Raw genomic sequence first — 16,578 nt, 5'->3', positions numbered from 1 at the left:
GTAACGGCGCGCAGGCGTCACGCCGCGTTGGTGGCTGGCTGGCTCAGGCGGTAGCCGCCCCCTTCGGTGATCAGAAGCCGCGCGTGGTTCGGTTCCGGCTCGATTTTCTGGCGCAGACGGTAGACATGGGTTTCGAGCGTATGGGTCGTCACCGCGGCGTTGTAGCCCCATACCTCGTTCAGCAGGACCTGCCGGGCCACCGACTTTCCGCCGGCGCGATAGAGGAATTTCAGGATCGCGGCTTCCTTGTCGGTCAGGCGGATGCGCCGGTTCTGCGACGGCTCGTGCAGGAGCTTCATCGCCGGCCTGAACGTGTACGGGCCGATCTGCAGCACCGCGTCCTCGCTGCTCTCGAAATTGCGCAGATGCGCGCGCAGCCGCGCCATCAGCTCGGCGAGGCGGAACGGCTTGGCCACGTAATCGTTCGCGCCGGAATTCAGCCCCCGGACGACATCCTGCTCCGCCCCTGATCCGGTGAGCATGATGATCGGCACCTTCACCCCCTCCTCGCGCAGGCGGGCGCAGAAATTCCGGCCATCGCCATCCGGCAGGCCGACATCGAGGATGATCGCGTCGTAATTCCGCTCGGCCGCGGCGATCATGCGCTCGGCCTCGGCGATCGAGCCGGCCTCGCCCGGCGCGAATTCATGTTCCGCCCGCAACTGATCGCACAAGGTCGACCGCAGGGCGAGGTCATCATCGACGACCAGGATGGGGTGAATGTTGTTCATATGTCCCATTTCCTCAAATCTCCGTCGCGAACCGGGCGCTCACCCTGTCTTTAGAGAGTTTGCTTCACATTCACATAGTTCAACAGCCCCGATTCGCGGGTGTTTCATTATAAAAACTCCATGATCGCGCTCACATGCGTGTGATCGCGGCATGAAACCGCCGCGTTGCACCGAAGCGGTGGCGTATGGCGAAACCATGCCGGCGCGTCCTATATCATGGCATCATGACGCACTCCCATGTTCCCGGGAGGCCGGGCCCGGCCTCCTCCGCCGCTGAAGCGCCGGCGCAGCTCGATCCGGCGCGCACGCGGGCTGTTCACCGCGCCATTGGCGAGGCGCGGCGCGGCGTGCCGGTCATTCTTGCCGGGCCGCAGCCGCTGATCGCTGCACCAGCCGAGACGGTGGGGGCCGAGGGGCTGCATCTGATCGACCGCCTCGGGCGGGCTGGTGCCACACTGCTGCTCGCCCCGGCGCGGGCGGCGGCGATCCTGCGGCAAAGCCTCGACGATGCGGCGCCGGCCGTCGCGCTCGAACTCGCACGGCCGCTGATCGACCCCGCGACGCTGCGTCGCCTCGCGGACCCGACGCTCGACCAGATCATGCCGGGGTTCCGGCGGATGGAGCCGCCCCCGCTTGCCGATGCCGCCCTCGCCCTCGGCAAGCTCGCCCGCCTGCTGCCGGCGATGATCGCCGCACCGGTGCGGCCTGGCTGGGCGTCGCTCCCGCTCGGCAGCGGGCTGCTCGCCGTGCCGGCGGCGGACCTGCTCGGTTACAACGCCAACGTCGCCGCCACACTTCACCGGGTCGCCGAGGTCGCGGTGCCGCTCGACGATGCGCCCGATGCACGGCTCGTCGCCTTCCGCGCGCTCGACCAGGGGATCGAGCACATGGCGATCCTGGTCGGCGATCCGCGCTCCCAGGCCGCGCCGCTCGTGCGCATCCATTCCGAGTGCTTCACCGGCGACCTGCTGGGCTCGCTGCGGTGCGATTGCGGGCCGCAGCTCAAGGGGGCGATCCGGCTGATGGCGGAGGCGGGCGGCGGCGTCGTGCTGTATCTTGCGCAAGAGGGGCGGGGGATCGGGCTGATCAACAAGCTGCGGGCCTATACGTTGCAGGATCGTGGCCTCGACACGCTCGATGCCAACCGCGCGCTGGGCTGGCAGGCGGATGAGCGGGATTTCCACATCGCCGCCGCGATGCTCGCGGCGCTCGGCCTCGATCATATCCGGCTGCTGACCAACAACCCGGACAAGGTGGCCGGGCTTGCCGCCTGCGGCGTCGATGTCGCCGAGCGGGTGCCGCACGTCATCGCGCCGAACGGGGTGAATGATGCCTATCTGCGGACGAAGGCGCGTCGCTTCGGCCACCTGCTGGACTAGGCAACGATGTCCGGATCTGACGAGACGACCGCGATTCTCCTGCCGGATTCCACCATCGTCCTGCCGGGCGCCGGGCTGCGCTGCCGCGCCGCACTGGGTCGCGGTGGCATCGCCGCGCACAAGCGCGAGGGCGATGGCGCCACCCCGCGCGGCCTGCTGCCGTTGCGCCGGGTGATCTACCGGGCCGACCGGCTGGCATCGCCTTCATGCGCGGTGCCGCGCGAGCCGATGGCGCCGGATGATGGCTGGTGCGATGATCCCGCCCATCCCGACTACAACCGCATGATCCGCTTGCCGCACGAGGCGCGTCACGAGGCGCTCTGGCGGGAGGACGGGGTGTATGATGTGGTCGGAGTGCTCGGCTGGAACGACGATCCGGTGGTGCGGGGCGCGGGATCGGCGATTTTCCTGCATGTCGCCCGGGCGGACTGGTCGCCGACCGAGGGGTGCATCGCCCTTGCCCTGGCCGACCTTCAGGCGATGCTGAAGGCCGGGCTGCGGGCGATCATGGTTCAGTGAGCGAGGGGAATGTTCACGCCGAAGGAAACGCTCGGCGGGCCGACATAGACCGGCGGCGGCGGCGCGTAATAGGCGGGGGGCGGCGCATAGGCATATCCGCCATGCCAGCCATCGTCGTCCTCGTGATGCCAGTCATGGTGCCAGTCATGATGGTGCCAGTCGCGGTGATGCCACTCGCCGCGGTCGCCGCCGTCATGGCCCCAGGGCGGGTCGGCATAGGCCGTTGCACCGGTCGCCGCGAGGCCGATCCCGGCCACCAGTGCCGCCGCGATGATCCTGCCGAGCCATCGGGCCGAACCTGTGCTTCGTGCGTTCATGTCGAAATCTCCTGTCGTCTCGATCCGCCACACACCATGATATGATGGCGCCGAAACGGCTGATTTCAGGGCGAATTGTGGCTTACAAAACTTTCACCCCCGGCCCATGCCGGGATAGCCTCTTGCGAAACCCCCCGGCGGGCGGGCATGCAGGGAAGGTGATCACGTTGCAGCCGATGTTCCGCCCTGTCCGGAGACCGCGATGAAGCGGCGCCTGCGCGGGCTTGTCCTGCCGTTCCTGTTTCTCGCCGTGACGGGATATTTCGTCTTCAACGCCATCAACGGCTCGCGTGGCATCGTCGCCCAGCGCCGCGATCAGGCGGTTCTGGCGCAGGACCAGCAGGCCCTTCACGCTGTCTCGACCCGGCGCGACCGCTGGCAGGCGCGGGTGAACGCGCTGGGCCACCATGCCATTGCGCCGGACATGCTCAACGAGCAGGCGAGGGCGATTCTCAACCTCGCCGCTCCCGACGATCTGGCAGTGCCGCTCGGCAAGCCGGCGGCAGATGGCACGACGGCCGGCGCCGGCGGGCAGGCCGCGCCGGCGCAGCCCGAAGCCGGGCAGCCCGAAGCCCGGCCAGGAGCGCATCCGTAGGGCATCATCCGATCGGATGATGTCCTCCCTGCTTCCTGCGGCGGGTCATGCTGCCCTGCATGAAAGGCGTGCGTGGCGCCAGCCGCCCCGGCACACCTTGTGGCCCCAGTGAGTTAACCATTTTTCGGTTAACTTGAATATTGCATTGCAACATCATTGAATTTTCAATTCCCGCTTGCTTTGATCGGTCGATCCGACGCATGGAGAAGACCATCAACCGACGGAGGGGAATGATCGTGGCCAGCCGCACCAGACCGACAGGCGCAAAAGCCCAGCCAGCCGCCCGCAGGCGGACCAGCCAGAGACAGCCGGCGATGGACCGGGACGAATTGCTCGCCGCCTACGGGAAGATGCTGCTGATCCGACGGTTCGAGGAAAAGGCCGGGCAGCTCTACGGCATGGGGCTGATCGGCGGGTTCTGCCATCTGTATATCGGGCAGGAAGCGGTGGTGACCGGCATGCAGCTGGCGATCGAGCCGGGCGACCAGGTGATCACCTCCTATCGCGATCACGGCCACATGATTGCCTGCGACATGGACCCGAAAGGTGTGATGGCCGAGCTGACCGGCCGTGCCGGCGGCTATTCCAAGGGCAAGGGCGGCTCGATGCACATGTTCTCGAAGGAGAAGGGCTTCTTCGGCGGGCACGGCATCGTCGGCGCGCAGGTCTCGCTCGGCGCGGGCCTTGCCTTCGCCAATCACTATCGCGGCAATGACCGCGTCTGCCTGACCTATTTCGGCGAGGGCGCCTCGAACCAGGGCCAGGTGTTCGAGAGCTTCAACCTCGCGGCGCTGATGAAACTGCCGGTGATCTTCATCATCGAGAACAACCGCTACGGCATGGGCACCAGCGTCGAGCGCGCGTCGGCCTCGCGCGATCTCAGCCAGAACGGCGCGCCCTGGAGCATTCCGGGCCTGCAGGTGGACGGGATGGACGTTCAGGCCGTCAAGGAAGCGGGCGAGCAGGCGGTCGCGCATTGCCGGGCGGGCAACGGGCCGTTCCTGCTGGAGATGAAGACCTACCGCTATCGCGGCCACTCGATGTCCGACCCCGCGAAATACCGCACCCGCGAGGAGGTGCAGAAGATGCGGACCGAGCACGATTGCATCGATCTCGCCCGCAAGGCGCTGGAGGCATTGGGGGTGAGCGACGAGATGTTCAAGGCGATCGACGACGACATCAAGAAGCGGGTGCAGGACGCGGCCGATTTCGCGCAGCAGAGCCCTGAACCCGATGAATCCGAACTCTGGACCGATGTGCTGGTGGAGGGCTGAGCATGACCACGGACGTTCTGATGCCCGCGCTCTCGCCGACGATGACCGAGGGCAAGCTGGCCAAATGGCTCAAGAAGGTCGGCGACCAGGTCAAGGCCGGCGACGTTCTCGCCGAGATCGAGACCGACAAGGCGACGATGGAGGTCGAGGCGGTCGACGAAGGTGAATTGCTGCAAATTCTCGTCGACGAGGGGACTGAAAACGTCGCGGTGAACACGCCGATCGCCGTGCTCGGCGTGCATGGCGAGACCGCATCCGCCCCGGCCAACGCGCCGGCTGCCGCCCCCGTTGCCCCGGCGCCGCAGGCCGCGCCCGCGCCCGCCGCCGCGCCGAAGGCGCCGGCCGAGGTTGCGCCGGCAGCCGAGAAGGACTGGGGCCCGACGCAGGAAATCACCGTCCGCGAGGCGCTGCGCGATGCGATGGCCGCCGAGATGCGGCGCGATGCCGACGTGTTCCTGATGGGCGAGGAGGTTGCCCAGTATCAGGGCGCCTACAAGATCAGCCAGGGACTGCTGGACGAGTTCGGCGCAAAGCGGGTGATCGACACGCCGATCACCGAGCACGGCTTCACCGGCATGGCGGTGGGGGCGGCGATGTCCGGCCTCAAGCCGATCGTCGAGTTCATGACCTTCAACTTCGCCATGCAGGCGATCGACCAGATCATCAACTCGGCGGCGAAGACGCTCTACATGTCCGGCGGGCAGATGGGCTGCCCCATCGTCTTCCGCGGGCCGAACGGCGCTGCGGCCCGCGTCGCCGCCCAGCACAGCCAGTGCTACGCCTCGTGGTATGCGCATTGCCCGGGCCTCAAGGTGGTCGCCCCGTGGTCGGCGGCGGATGCGAAGGGCTTGCTGCGCGCGGCGATCCGCGATCCGAACCCGGTCATCTTCCTCGAGAACGAGATTCTCTACGGTCACAAGCACCAGTGCCCGACCGACGATGATTTCATCCTGCCGATCGGCAAGGCCAAGGTCGAGCGCGTCGGCGAGGACGTCACCATCGTCGCTTTCTCGCTGATGGTCGATGTCGCGCTGAAGGCGGCCGAGATGCTGGACCAGCAGGGGATTTCGGCGGAGGTGATCAACCTGCGCACGATCCGCCCGCTCGACATCGAGACCATCGTGAACTCGGTGAAGAAGACCAACCGCGTCGTCTCCGTCGAGGAGGGCTGGCCCTTTGCCGGCATTGGTGCCGAGATCGCGACGCAGATCACCGAGCATGCGTTCGACTGGCTGGACGCGCCGCCGACCCGCGTCGCCGGGCTCGACGTGCCGATGCCCTATGCCGCCAATCTCGAAAAGCTCGCGCTGCCCCAGCCGGACTGGGTCGTCGGCGCCGTCAAGAAACTGTTCTGAGGGAGGCGCGAACATGGCCACGAACATCCTGATGCCGGCACTCTCGCCCACCATGACGGAAGGCACGCTGGCGCGCTGGCTCAAGAAGGAAGGCGAGACGATCAAGGCTGGCGACGTCATCGCCGAGATCGAGACCGACAAGGCGACGATGGAGGTCGAGGCGGTCGACGAGGGCGTTCTCGGCAAGATCCTGGTCGCCGCCGGATCGGAGAATGTCGCGGTGAACGCGCCGATCGCCATCCTCGTCGAGCCCGGCGAGGCCGTGCCGGACAGCGCGCCCGCCACCCCGGTGCCGAAGGCAGCCACCGCCCCGGCGCCGAAGGCAGCCGCCGCGCCGGAACCGCTTGCGGCACCTGCCCCGGCTGCGGCTGCGGCTGCGGCCGCGCCGGCGGCGGAGACGGCCGCTCATGGCGCGCGCGTCTTCGCCTCGCCGCTCGCCCGCCGCATGGCGCAGCAGGCGGGGATCGACCTCGCCACGCTCAAGGGCTCCGGCCCGAACGGGCGGATCGTCAAGGCGGATATCGACGCCGCCCGTGGCAGGGCCCCCGAAGCCGTGGCACCGGCGCCGAAAGCGTCGCCCGCCGCCGCCCCGGCACAAGCCGCCGCGACGCCGGCTGCGCCGATCACCGCGCCGCACGACGCAATCCCGCACTCCTCGATGCGCAAGGTGATCGCGAAGCGTTTGCAGGCCGCGAAGCAGACCATTCCGCATTTCTACCTGTCGATGGATGTGGAACTCGACGCCCTGCTCAAGCTGCGCGCCGAGCTGAACGCGCAATCCCCCAAGGAGGGGCCTGGCGCGTTCAAGCTCTCGGTCAACGACCTGATCATCAAGGCGGTCGCCGTCGCCCTGCGCCGCGTTCCGGCGGCCAATGCATCCTTCACCGAGGAGGCGATGATCCGCTATCACGACGTGGACATCTCGGTGGCCGTCGCGATTCCGGACGGGCTGATCACGCCGATCATCCGCAAGGCGGACCAGAAGGGGCTGGCCGCGATCAGCAACGAGATGAAGGACCTCGCCGCCCGGGCGAAGGCCGGCAAGCTGAAGCCGGACGAGTTCCAGGGCGGATCGTTCTCGATCTCCAATCTCGGCATGTTTGGCATCAGCTCGTTCTCGGCGATCATCAACCCGCCGCAGGGTGGCATTCTCGCCATCGGCGCCGGCGAGAAGCGGCCGGTGGTGAAGGGTGAGCAGATCGCCATCGCCACGATGATGACAGTCACCCTGTCCTGCGATCATCGCGTGGTGGATGGCGCGATCGGCGCCGAATTCCTCGCGGCGTTCAAGTCCATCGTCGAACAGCCGCTGGGGCTGATGCTTTGAACGACCATTCGGCCGGTGTCGCGTCAGGGGCGGCGGCAACGCTTCGCCCTGCGGCACCGGCCGACATCGCCGTGCTGCTCGATCTCGTTCACGCGCTCGCCCATTATGAAAAGGCGCCGCACGAGGTGGAGATGACCGCGCCGATGCTGCACGAGGCGCTGTTCGGCGCGCAGCCTCTCGCCCGCGCCGTGCTGGCCGAGGCCGATGGCGCGGTGGCCGGTTTCGCGCTGTTCTTCACCAGCTTCTCGACCTGGACCGGCCGGGCCGGGCTCTATCTCGAAGACCTGTTCGTCCTGCCCGCGGCGCGGGGGCGGGGCATCGGCCGCGCCCTGCTGCGCCATCTCGCGCGCGAGGCGGTCCGGCTCGGCTGCGCCCGGCTCGAATGGTCGGTGCTGGACTGGAACCGCCCCGCCATCGATTTCTATCAATCCCTCGGCGCCGTCCCGCTCGATGAATGGACGCGCTACCGTCTGAAGGGCGAGGCCCTCGCCGCCCTTGCCGAATAGGAGCAGAACAATGACCGATCAGAGTTTCGACGTGGTGGTGGTGGGCGGCGGCCCCGGCGGCTATGTGACCGCGATCCGCGGCGCGCAGCTCAAGCTGAAGGTTGCCCTGATCGAGCGTGAAAATCTCGGCGGCATCTGCCTCAACTGGGGTTGCATCCCGACCAAGGCGCTGCTCCGCTCCTCCGAGATCAACCACCTGCTCCATACCCTGCCCGAATACGGCTTCTCCGCCGAGAACGTGAAATTCGATCTCGACAAGGTGGTGAAGCGCTCGCGCGGCGTGGCGAAGCAGCTTTCCTCCGGCGTCACCCATCTCCTCAGGAAGAACAAGGTGACGGTGTTCGACGGCACCGGCCGGCTCGCCGGCAAGGGCACGCTCGCGGTCGAGAAGGACGGCAAGCCGGTCGCCACGCTGAAGGCGAAGCACATCATCCTCGCCACCGGTGCCCGCGCCCGCGTCCTGCCCGGCATCGAGCCGGATGGCCGGTTCATATGGTCGTATCGCGAGGCGATGGTGCCGGACATCATGCCGAAATCCCTCGTGGTGATCGGCTCCGGCGCGATCGGCATAGAGTTCGCGAGCTTCTACCGCAACATGGGCGCCGAGGTGACGGTGGTCGAGGCGCTGCCCCGCATCCTGCCGGTGGAGGACGAGGAAATCTCCGCCTTCATGCACAAGCAGTTCGAGAAGCAGGGCATGAAGCTGCTCGCCGGGGCGAGCGTGAAGGGCGTCGAGAAGGGCAGGGACAGCGTGACCGTCACCATCGAGGCCGGCGGACAGGCGCAGAAGATCACCGCCGAGCGGGTGATCTCGGCGGTCGGCATCGTCGGCAATGTCGAAAATCTCGGCCTTGAGCAGGCGGGCGTGAAGGTCGAGCGCACGCATGTGGTGGTCGATGGGTTCGGGCGCACCGGCGTCGAGGGCATCTACGCGATCGGCGATCTCACCGGCCCGCCCTGGCTCGCCCACAAGGCCAGCCACGAGGGCGTGGTCTGCATCGAGCATATCGCGGGGCTGAAGCCGCATCCGTTCGAGACCTGGAACATCCCCGGCTGCACCTATTGCCGCCCGCAGGTCGCTTCCGTCGGCATGACCGAGGCGAAGGCGAAGGAAGCCGGCCGGAAAGTGAAAATCGGCCGCTTCCCCTTCATCGGCAACGGCAAGGCGATCGCCATGGGCGAGCCGGAAGGCATCATCAAGACCGTGTTCGACGCCGAGACCGGCGAATTGCTCGGCGCGCACATGGCCGGCGCCGAGGTGACCGAGATGATCCAGGGCTATGTCGTGGCCCGGCAGCTCGAAACCACCGAGGCCGAATTGATGCACACCGTCTTCCCCCACCCCACGATCAGTGAAGCGATGCACGAATCGGTGCTTGACGCGTATGGGCAGGTCATCCACTTCTGATCCGTCATGCGCGTCGAGATCGATCACCGGAATTCGGGGGGCGGCAAGGTTCGCCACCCGGAAAAGCAGCACAGGCCGGATAACCCGATCCAGCGGAAACCCGCATGGATCCGGGTGAAGGCGCCCAGTCATCCTGTCTACCATGAAACCCGAGCGCTGATGCGCGAGGCAAACCTGGTGACGGTGTGCGAGGAGGCGGCCTGCCCCAATATCGGCGAGTGCTGGTCGCAGCGCCACGCGACCATGATGATCATGGGCGAGATCTGCACCCGCGCCTGCGCCTTCTGCAATGTCACCACCGGCCAGCCGGCGCCGCTCGCCGCCGACGAGCCGGCGCGCGTGGCCGATGCCGTGGCCCGGCTTGGCTTGCAGCACGTGGTGATCACCTCGGTCGACCGCGACGATCTCGATGATGGCGGGGCGGCGCATTTCGCGGCAGTGATCGGCGCGATCCGCGCTGCCGCACCTGCAACCACGATCGAGATCCTCACCCCGGATTTCCTGCGCAAGCCCGGCGCGCTGGAGGTGGTGGTCGCTGCCAGGCCGGACGTGTTCAACCACAATCTCGAAACCGTGCCGCGGCTCTACCCCTCGATTCGCCCCGGCGCGCGGTATTATCAGTCGCTCCGCCTGCTCGACCGGGTGAAGCAGCTCGACCCGGGCATCTTCACCAAATCCGGCCTGATGGCCGGGCTCGGCGAGGACCGCGGCGAGGTCGGCCAGGTGATGGACGATCTGCGCATCGCCGATGTCGATTTCCTCACCATCGGCCAGTATCTCCAGCCGACGGTGAAGCACGCCGCCGTCGAGCGGTTCGTCACCCCCGACGAGTTCGCCGATCTTGCCGGCATGGCGCGCGCCAAGGGGTTCCTGATGGTTTCGGCGACGCCGCTGACCCGCTCCTCCTATCACGCGGATGCCGATTTCGCCGCCCTGCGCGAAGCCCGGGCCGCCCGGCACGCGGCCTGACATGCCGCGCTACACCGAGCGGAAACTGGTCCTCTACCAGCCCGGCCAGATGTTCGACCTCGTGGCCGATGTCGGGAAATATCCCCAATTCCTGCCCTGGTGCATCGGCGCGCGCGTCCGCTCGCAGCGCGGCGAGGAAATGCTGGCGGATCTCACCATCGGCTTCGGTCCGTTCCGCGAGAGTTTCACCTCCCGCGTGATGCTCAACGCGCCCGAGCATATCCATGTCCGCTACGAGAACGGGCCCTTCCGCTATTTGCGCAACGAGTGGCGATTCCTGCCGGACGAGCGCGGCACGATGATCGATTTCTACGTCGATTTCGAGTTTCGCAGCCTGATCCTGCAAAAGGCCATCGGCGCGGTGTTCGCCGAGGCGGTGCGCCGGATGGTCGCGGCGTTTCTCAAGCGCGCGCGCGACGTCTATGGCATGCCCGTGACCGATTCCGCGTCTGGCTCGGGGCTGATCATTCCCGCCAAGGGGTAATCCCGGCGGCGAGAGACTCCCGCCCGTTCGTGGCAACCGGCGTGAAGGTGCCGGCGAACGGCACATCCCCGAAAATTGCCGATCCCGTTTTCGTGAGTGATGCTTTAGGATGAGGCGGCCGCGGTTTCTGGTACCCGGCCTGGAGCACTCTCCGATCCTTTCGGATCGGATGTAGTGCTCTATCACATTGATAAACAGAGCATCTTTATCCGATTGGATGACTCGATCTGATCGGATGCTGCTCTAGGGACAAGGGTGGACGCATGGACGGTATTGAAACGGCAACCGACAGCCTGGAGCGGCACAAGCATTTGCGCGAGCATCCCGAAAACCGGCATGCACGGCGGATGGCGCTGCTGATCGGCATTCTCGCGGCGGGGCTCGCGATTTGCGAGATGGGGGAAAAATCGGCGCAGAACGACTACATCGCCAAGCAGATCGCGGTGAACGACACCTGGTCCTTCTACCAGGCCAAGGCGATCAAGGCGGATATCGCGACCGCCCAGGCCCAGGTTCTGAAGGCGCTTTCGTCGAACTCCGCCGATCCCGCCCTCGCCACCGCTGCCCGCGCGGCGGAGGCGCGCGCCCAGCATGAAACCTCCGATCCCGATGGCGGCGAGGGCAAGGCGCAGCTCAAGGCGCAGGCGGAACACCAGACCGAAGCGCGCGACCATCAACTCGAACGCTATCATCAGCTGGAAGTCGTCGTCGGCCTGTTGCAGATCGCGATCGTGCTGGCCTCGGTCTCGGTGGTGACGGAGGTGGCCGCGTTCGGCCTCGTCGCCGTCCTTCTCGGCGGCTTATCCTTTCTCGGCGGTGTCGTCGTGATGGCTTTCATATAGGCCTGCCCGTAGTCGAGCCTGATGGGGCGGGCGCTCTGCGCGCGACTTTGTTTAAGATTTTCGGTATATCGCGGAGATTATATTCATAAATAATATGATCTATTGATTTCCGATTGCGCGGCCTTGTTTAAAAGCCGCTCCAGAAGCCAAAAATGGCGCAAATGCGTTTTCGAGTGTTGAAAAATGCACCGAACCGCTACAAGAATCGCGCCAGGCCGATTCGTTGTTGGCCGTTACGACAGATTGTCCAACCCGCCGGAAACGCCGGCATCGGCTCGAAAGCCGATCTTAGACAGGAAAGAGGCTTCGACCATGTCGAAAGCGTTTATCGCCGAGGTTATTCAGGGTTCTGCCGAGATCACCGGCGTTGCAGCCAACCGCGCTGCCACCGACCTGATTGAAGCCATCGTCAAGGAACTCAAGAAAAACGGTAAATTCACCCTGCCGAGCTTCGGGACGTTTACGGTCCGCAAGACCAAGGCTCGCAAGGGCGTGAACCCGCGCACCGGCGAGGAGATCAAGGTGAAGGCCGGGAAGACCGTCCGTTTCAAGGCTTCGCCGACCCTCAAGAAGCTGGTCTGACCTTTCCGTCGTATCTCTGTTCACAAGACGGCTCTGCTAGAGCACGTTCCGATCAGATGGCTCCATCTGATCGGATGATGCTCTGGTCCTCGTAAGGGGGTTTGAGTCCCGATCCGTGACATCAGATGATGCTCAAGTATCAATAAAAATAAAAATTATTGGATAGACATAAAGCGGCCCCTAAAACGGGCCGCTTTTCTTTTTGGAACATCATCTGTTCGGATCGAGTGATCTGGTCGGAGGGGGGGCTGGAGCATGTTCCGACCCATCCGGATCGGATGTCGTCCCCTATCTTGTTGATTATAAGGGAATTCTTGTCCGATCAGATGATTCGATCTGATCGAATGATGCTCTAATCGTCAATATCATTGAGCTTAATATCCGATCCGGAAGGATCGCAGACTGCTCTATCTCCCGTCAATTTATTTGATTCTTCATTTTGTAAATATTTAAAAATATACCTTTTTGTTCCTATTTGTTCTGATAAACTGCAAATAATAAAAAAACTATGAACAACAAAATGAAATTTGCAAATCTACTAAAAAAATAATATAATAATTAACAATTATAAAAATGAAAAAATTAAAAAATTTGTATCAGGTTTTGAGATTAACCGGGTCTTCATCTCGTGCTGCTACGAGACTGAATTCCGGCGGGAGAAGAGCATGGCTGGAACGAAGAGATTGGGTGCGAATGCGGCGGAGTCCCCGGCGGGAACACGCTATTCATTCCACGGCCCGGATAGTTGCAATGTCGGGATTCTCGACCTGCGCTCTGCGGAGGTGGACCCAATCACCATTGTTGGGACGATCGACTCCGAACTCGGCGTGTCGGCCGCCGTTCAATATGCCGACGAACTTCTGATGTCGGTGCTCGAACCCCATGGCCCGGTCGCGGCCGGGTCGTTCGTGGCGGATGCAGGCGACGCATGCGTTCCGGCAGAGCCTGCCCCCATCACGCCTGCCCCCATCACGTCCGAACCGTGCCCGCCATCGGCCGAATCGCGTGGCGAGGAGGCCGCCGGGCAGGCCTCCGGCCAGGCCAGGCTGGCCGACCTCGCGACCAGCCTCACGCTCTCGCGCCCCGACGATCTCGCCGATTCTCCTTGCGAACCGGAAGCTGGCGTCGATGGAACCCTCGGCTTTCTCGAGGGCACACGGATTCTCGGCCTGCATGGCGATATTCCGGTTGAAACCATGAATCGCGGCGACCGGCTGATTACCCGATCCGGGGCGATGCGGGCGGTGCGCTGGGTCGGGCGCCGCAGTCTTGATGCCGGGGATCACACGCATCCGCAATCCGTCTGGCCGGTGCGGATCGATCGTGGCGCATTTGCCGATGGCCTGCCCGAGCGGACTTTGTGGCTCTCGCCCGATCACGCAATCTATCTCGACGGGTGCCTGGTTCCGGCAAAAGCGCTGGTCAACGGGCGGTCGATCACGCAGGACCCCCGCCGGTACCTGACCTATTACCATATCGAGCTTGAAACGCATGATATCCTGCTCGCCGAGGGCCTGGCGGCCGAATCCTATCTGGATACGGGTAATCGCCTTCTGTTCGAGAGCGCCGATGGTGAGGCCGAGCGTGGGGCTGATGCCGGCTCGCCGGTGCACGCGGCCCGCAGTTGCGCGCCCGTTCTCCAGACGGGGCCGATTCTCGCGGCCATCCGCGCGAAAATCGACTCCCGTCTCCCCGCCCGTGACATCACCAGAGATCCGGGGCTGCGCGCCCTGGCCAAGGGCGCGGCGCTCCCCGTCTCACTGCTCGACAGTCTGACCTACGCGGTCGAACTCCCCGCGGAACCGGCCGATATCCAGCTTGTCTCCAAGGTCGTGGTGCCTGCTGAACTCTTTCCCGATGCCGAAGATCGTCGCGTCCTCGGCCTCGCTGTGGCGCAGCTCTTCACGGTCAGCGAGGGCAAGGCGGAAGCCGTAGCACTCGACAGCCCGCTCCTGACGGCGGGCTGGTACGGCCTCGAAACCGCGTGCCGGTGGACGAACGGCAACGCCCTGGTTCCGGCAGCGCTCACCGCGGGCGCGACGACGCTTCTGGTGCGCCTGGCTGGAGAAACCGCTTACCCCCTGGAGTAAGCGGCTCCCGCCGTGCCGGGCTGCTGATCAGACGACCAGCCGCGTGAAGCCGTTGGTAATCGGATAGCGGCGGTCGCGGCCAAAGGCGCGTGCGGTGATCTTCACGCCGGGTGGGGCTTGCCGGCGCTTGTATTCCGCCCTGTCCAGCAGTTTCCAGACCCGGGCGACCGTCGCACGGTCATGGCCGGCTTCCACCAGCTGGTCGATCGATTTTTCGCCCTCAACCAGCCCTTCCAGCACCGCGTCCAGCACGTCGTAAGGCGGCAAACTGTCCTGATCGGTCTGGTTTTCCCGCAACTCGGCCGAGGGCGGCTTGGTGATCACGCGCTCGGGCATCACCGGCCCGGCCGGGCCGAGCCCGTCCGCCGGGCGATGGGCGTTGCGCCAGTGCGACAGGGCGAAGACGGCCGTCTTGTAGACATCCTTGAGCACCGAATACCCGCCGCACATATCGCCGTAGAGCGTGGCATAGCCCACCGACATTTCCGACTTGTTCCCTGTTGTCAGCACCATGTGTCCCAGCTTGTTGGACAGCGCCATGAGAATGAGCCCACGGGTGCGGGACTGGATGTTCTCTTCCGTGATGTCCGGCGCCCTACCCTCGTAGAGTGGCTCCAGGACGGTGGCGAACGCCGCCGTCGCGGCGCTGATGGGCACCGTGTCGCAGCGTATGCCGAGCAGCTTCGCGCACTGCTCCGCATCCTCGAGGCTGTGCGCGCTGGTATACTGGCTCGGCATCATCACCGCGCGCACCCGCTCCGCCCCGAGCGCGTCAACCGCGACGGCCGCCGAAAGCGCGCTATCGATACCCCCCGACAGGCCAAGGATCACGCCGGGAAATCCGTTCTTGTTCACGTAATCGGCGAGGCCCCGCACCATCGCCCGATAGACGAGGTCGAGCCGGTCGGGCTCCGGCGGCAGCGGCCGCGCCTCGGCGACGAGGCCCTGCGCGGTGCGCCGCCAGACCAGGGTTTCGACGGCTTCCTGAAAATGCGGCATCCGCAGCGCCAGCGAGCGATCGGCGTTGAGGGCGAAGGAGGCGCCATCGAAGACGATTTCATCCTGTCCGCCGGTCATCGCGGCGAAGACGAAGGGCAGGCCGGTCTCCACCACCCGCCGCAACCCGAGTTGCAGCCGCACCCCGAGCTTGCCGTCCTCGAACGGGGAGCCATTGATCGAGACAAGCAGTTCGGCGCCGGTTTCCGCCAGTGTTTCCGGCACCGCCGGCAGCCACCAATCCTCGCAGATCATGACGCCGAGGCGAAACCCGCGAAACGCCACCGGGCCCGGTGCGGGGCCGGGAGTGAACACGCGCTTTTCGTCGAACACGCCGTAATTCGGCAGTTCGTGCTTGGCGCGCCGGGCGATGATGCGCCCGCCATCCAGCACGAAGGCGGCGTTGTGCAACCCCTCCGCCGTCTGCCACGGCAGCCCGACGATGATGCCCGGCCCGCCATCCTCGGTGTCGCGGGCAAGCTCGCCCACCGCCGCCTCGCAGGCGGCGACGAAGGCCGGTTTGAGCACGAGGTCTTCCGGCGGATAGCCGGCGAGGCCGAGTTCAGGCGTCACCAGCAGATCGGCGCCGCGCGCCGCTGCCTCTGCCCGCGCGGCGCGGATGGCGGCGAGATTGCGGTCGATCGCGCCGACATGCAGGTCGAGCTGGGCGATGGCGAGAGAGAGTGTGTCGGTCATGAAGGCAAAATAGGCTTTTTTTCCCGCGCCGTCATCGCATGACCGTTTGTGACGAAGTGTTTCCAAATTGCCATGATTTGGCCCCAACTCGTAGTTAATTCACCTGTCACGCCGGATTGTGTGAATCGTTCCGGCGTGACAAAAGGTAACCCTTTGTCAACAGACAACCTTGTATCGGAGAGTTCTCCCATGACCATCGGCACGATCCTGCGCGCAACCGTCCCCGCGCTCGCGCTCGCCTTCACCATGACCGCTGCGGGTACCGCCCAGGCGTCCACCAAGAAGCCCCATGAAGCCATGGCGATGAAGCATCACGCTGTCGCAATGCCGGGCTACAAGACGCTCAGCGAAGCCAAGGCAGCCTGCCATGGCGCGGTGGTCTGGCACGCACGCGGCAGCAAGGTCTTCCACACCGACAAGTCGAAGTATTTCGGCAAGACCAAGCACGGCTCCTATGTTTGCGAGACGGTTGCCGTCGAGCATCATCTGCACGCCGCGAAGAAGTGAT

Annotated in this window: 19 protein-coding genes; 14 read left to right on the top strand and 5 right to left on the bottom strand. The window is 65.2% G+C overall.

What is annotated here, in order from left to right:
* Positions 1–17: 17 nt before the first annotated feature.
* Positions 18–731 carry a response regulator transcription factor gene (locus HUW10_RS09115; protein ID WP_371808622.1) on the bottom strand — a complete coding sequence of 238 codons (714 nt, stop codon included), beginning with the start codon at positions 729–731 and terminating at the stop codon, positions 18–20.
* 224 nt (positions 732–955) lie between these two features.
* On the opposite strand from HUW10_RS09115, the gene ribA reads away from it, so the two are divergent.
* Both ribA and HUW10_RS09105 read left to right on the top strand, forming a co-directional pair.
* The gene (ribA, locus tag HUW10_RS09110; RefSeq protein WP_174503210.1) at positions 956–2,110 is read left to right on the top strand and encodes a GTP cyclohydrolase II; all 1,155 of its coding nucleotides are present in this window, start codon (positions 956–958) and stop codon (positions 2,108–2,110) included.
* A gap of 6 nt (positions 2,111–2,116) precedes the next feature.
* On the top strand, positions 2,117–2,629 hold the full coding sequence (locus tag HUW10_RS09105) for a L,D-transpeptidase (protein WP_174503209.1): 513 nt from the start codon (positions 2,117–2,119) through the stop codon (positions 2,627–2,629).
* Here HUW10_RS09105 and HUW10_RS09100 read toward each other — a convergent pair.
* Complete coding sequence (locus HUW10_RS09100; RefSeq protein WP_236656300.1) at positions 2,623–2,946, bottom strand: hypothetical protein; 324 nt, start codon at positions 2,944–2,946, stop codon at positions 2,623–2,625. The two genes, HUW10_RS09105 and HUW10_RS09100, sit on opposite strands and share 7 nt — an antisense overlap.
* Before the next feature lie 202 nt (positions 2,947–3,148).
* Here HUW10_RS09100 and HUW10_RS09095 point away from each other — a divergent pair, with 202 nt between their 5' ends.
* Positions 3,149–3,541, top strand: a complete 393-nt coding sequence (locus HUW10_RS09095; protein WP_174503208.1) for a septum formation initiator family protein — start codon at positions 3,149–3,151, stop codon at positions 3,539–3,541.
* Positions 3,542–3,545: 4 nt separating this feature from the next.
* Here the strand turns inward: HUW10_RS09095 and HUW10_RS09090 are convergent, their stop codons facing one another.
* Positions 3,546–3,743, bottom strand: a complete 198-nt coding sequence (locus tag HUW10_RS09090; protein ID WP_174503207.1) for a hypothetical protein — start codon at positions 3,741–3,743, stop codon at positions 3,546–3,548.
* 112 nt (positions 3,744–3,855) lie between these two features.
* Between HUW10_RS09090 and pdhA the strand changes: the two genes are divergently transcribed.
* From pdhA to HUW10_RS09040, 10 genes are all read left to right on the top strand, one after another.
* On the top strand, positions 3,856–4,815 hold the full coding sequence (pdhA, locus tag HUW10_RS09085) for a pyruvate dehydrogenase (acetyl-transferring) E1 component subunit alpha (protein ID WP_174503206.1): 960 nt from the start codon (positions 3,856–3,858) through the stop codon (positions 4,813–4,815).
* A gap of 2 nt (positions 4,816–4,817) precedes the next feature.
* Positions 4,818–6,170, top strand: a complete 1,353-nt coding sequence (locus HUW10_RS09080) for a pyruvate dehydrogenase complex E1 component subunit beta (RefSeq protein ID WP_174503205.1) — start codon at positions 4,818–4,820, stop codon at positions 6,168–6,170.
* Positions 6,171–6,183: 13 nt separating this feature from the next.
* Entirely contained in the window at positions 6,184–7,497 is a 1,314-nt protein-coding gene (locus HUW10_RS09075) for a pyruvate dehydrogenase complex dihydrolipoamide acetyltransferase (protein WP_174503204.1), read from the top strand.
* The gene (locus HUW10_RS09070; RefSeq protein WP_174503203.1) at positions 7,494–8,003 is read left to right on the top strand and encodes a GNAT family N-acetyltransferase; all 510 of its coding nucleotides are present in this window, start codon (positions 7,494–7,496) and stop codon (positions 8,001–8,003) included. The genes HUW10_RS09075 and HUW10_RS09070 overlap by 4 nt, the downstream gene beginning before the upstream one ends.
* A gap of 10 nt (positions 8,004–8,013) precedes the next feature.
* Positions 8,014–9,411 carry a dihydrolipoyl dehydrogenase gene (lpdA, locus tag HUW10_RS09065; RefSeq protein ID WP_174503202.1) on the top strand — a complete coding sequence of 466 codons (1,398 nt, stop codon included), beginning with the start codon at positions 8,014–8,016 and terminating at the stop codon, positions 9,409–9,411.
* A gap of 6 nt (positions 9,412–9,417) precedes the next feature.
* Entirely contained in the window at positions 9,418–10,380 is a 963-nt protein-coding gene (gene lipA / locus HUW10_RS09060; protein ID WP_174503201.1) for a lipoyl synthase, read from the top strand.
* A 1-nt stretch (position 10,381) separates the two neighbouring features.
* On the top strand, positions 10,382–10,864 hold the full coding sequence (locus HUW10_RS09055) for a type II toxin-antitoxin system RatA family toxin (RefSeq protein ID WP_174503200.1): 483 nt from the start codon (positions 10,382–10,384) through the stop codon (positions 10,862–10,864).
* 263 nt (positions 10,865–11,127) lie between these two features.
* On the top strand, positions 11,128–11,706 hold the full coding sequence (locus HUW10_RS09050; RefSeq protein ID WP_174503199.1) for a DUF4337 domain-containing protein: 579 nt from the start codon (positions 11,128–11,130) through the stop codon (positions 11,704–11,706).
* A gap of 312 nt (positions 11,707–12,018) precedes the next feature.
* Positions 12,019–12,288, top strand: coding sequence for an HU family DNA-binding protein (locus tag HUW10_RS09045; RefSeq protein ID WP_174503198.1), 270 nt, complete (start codon positions 12,019–12,021; stop codon positions 12,286–12,288).
* 665 nt (positions 12,289–12,953) lie between these two features.
* Entirely contained in the window at positions 12,954–14,378 is a 1,425-nt protein-coding gene (locus tag HUW10_RS09040; RefSeq protein ID WP_174503197.1) for a Hint domain-containing protein, read from the top strand.
* 27 nt (positions 14,379–14,405) lie between these two features.
* On the opposite strand, the gene HUW10_RS09035 is transcribed toward HUW10_RS09040, so the two are convergent.
* Together HUW10_RS09035 and HUW10_RS09030 are read right to left on the bottom strand one after the other, a co-directional pair.
* Complete coding sequence (locus HUW10_RS09035; protein WP_174503196.1) at positions 14,406–16,070, bottom strand: NAD+ synthase; 1,665 nt, start codon at positions 16,068–16,070, stop codon at positions 14,406–14,408.
* Positions 16,067–16,261 (bottom strand): hypothetical protein, encoded by a 195-nt coding sequence (locus HUW10_RS09030; protein WP_174503195.1) that lies wholly within the window; start codon positions 16,259–16,261, stop codon positions 16,067–16,069. The genes HUW10_RS09035 and HUW10_RS09030 overlap by 4 nt, the downstream gene beginning before the upstream one ends.
* Here HUW10_RS09030 and HUW10_RS09025 point away from each other — a divergent pair.
* A complete protein-coding gene (locus HUW10_RS09025; protein ID WP_174503194.1) occupies positions 16,260–16,577 on the top strand; it encodes a hypothetical protein in 318 nt (105 codons plus the stop codon). The two genes, HUW10_RS09030 and HUW10_RS09025, sit on opposite strands and share 2 nt — an antisense overlap.
* Position 16,578: the final 1 nt, after the last annotated feature.

Origin of the sequence: Acidiphilium sp. C61 (assembly GCF_905116885.1) — a bacterium.
In the GTDB taxonomy this organism is placed as follows: domain Bacteria; phylum Pseudomonadota; class Alphaproteobacteria; order Acetobacterales; family Acetobacteraceae; genus Acidiphilium.
This window is presented reverse-complemented; position numbering and strand designations above follow the sequence as displayed.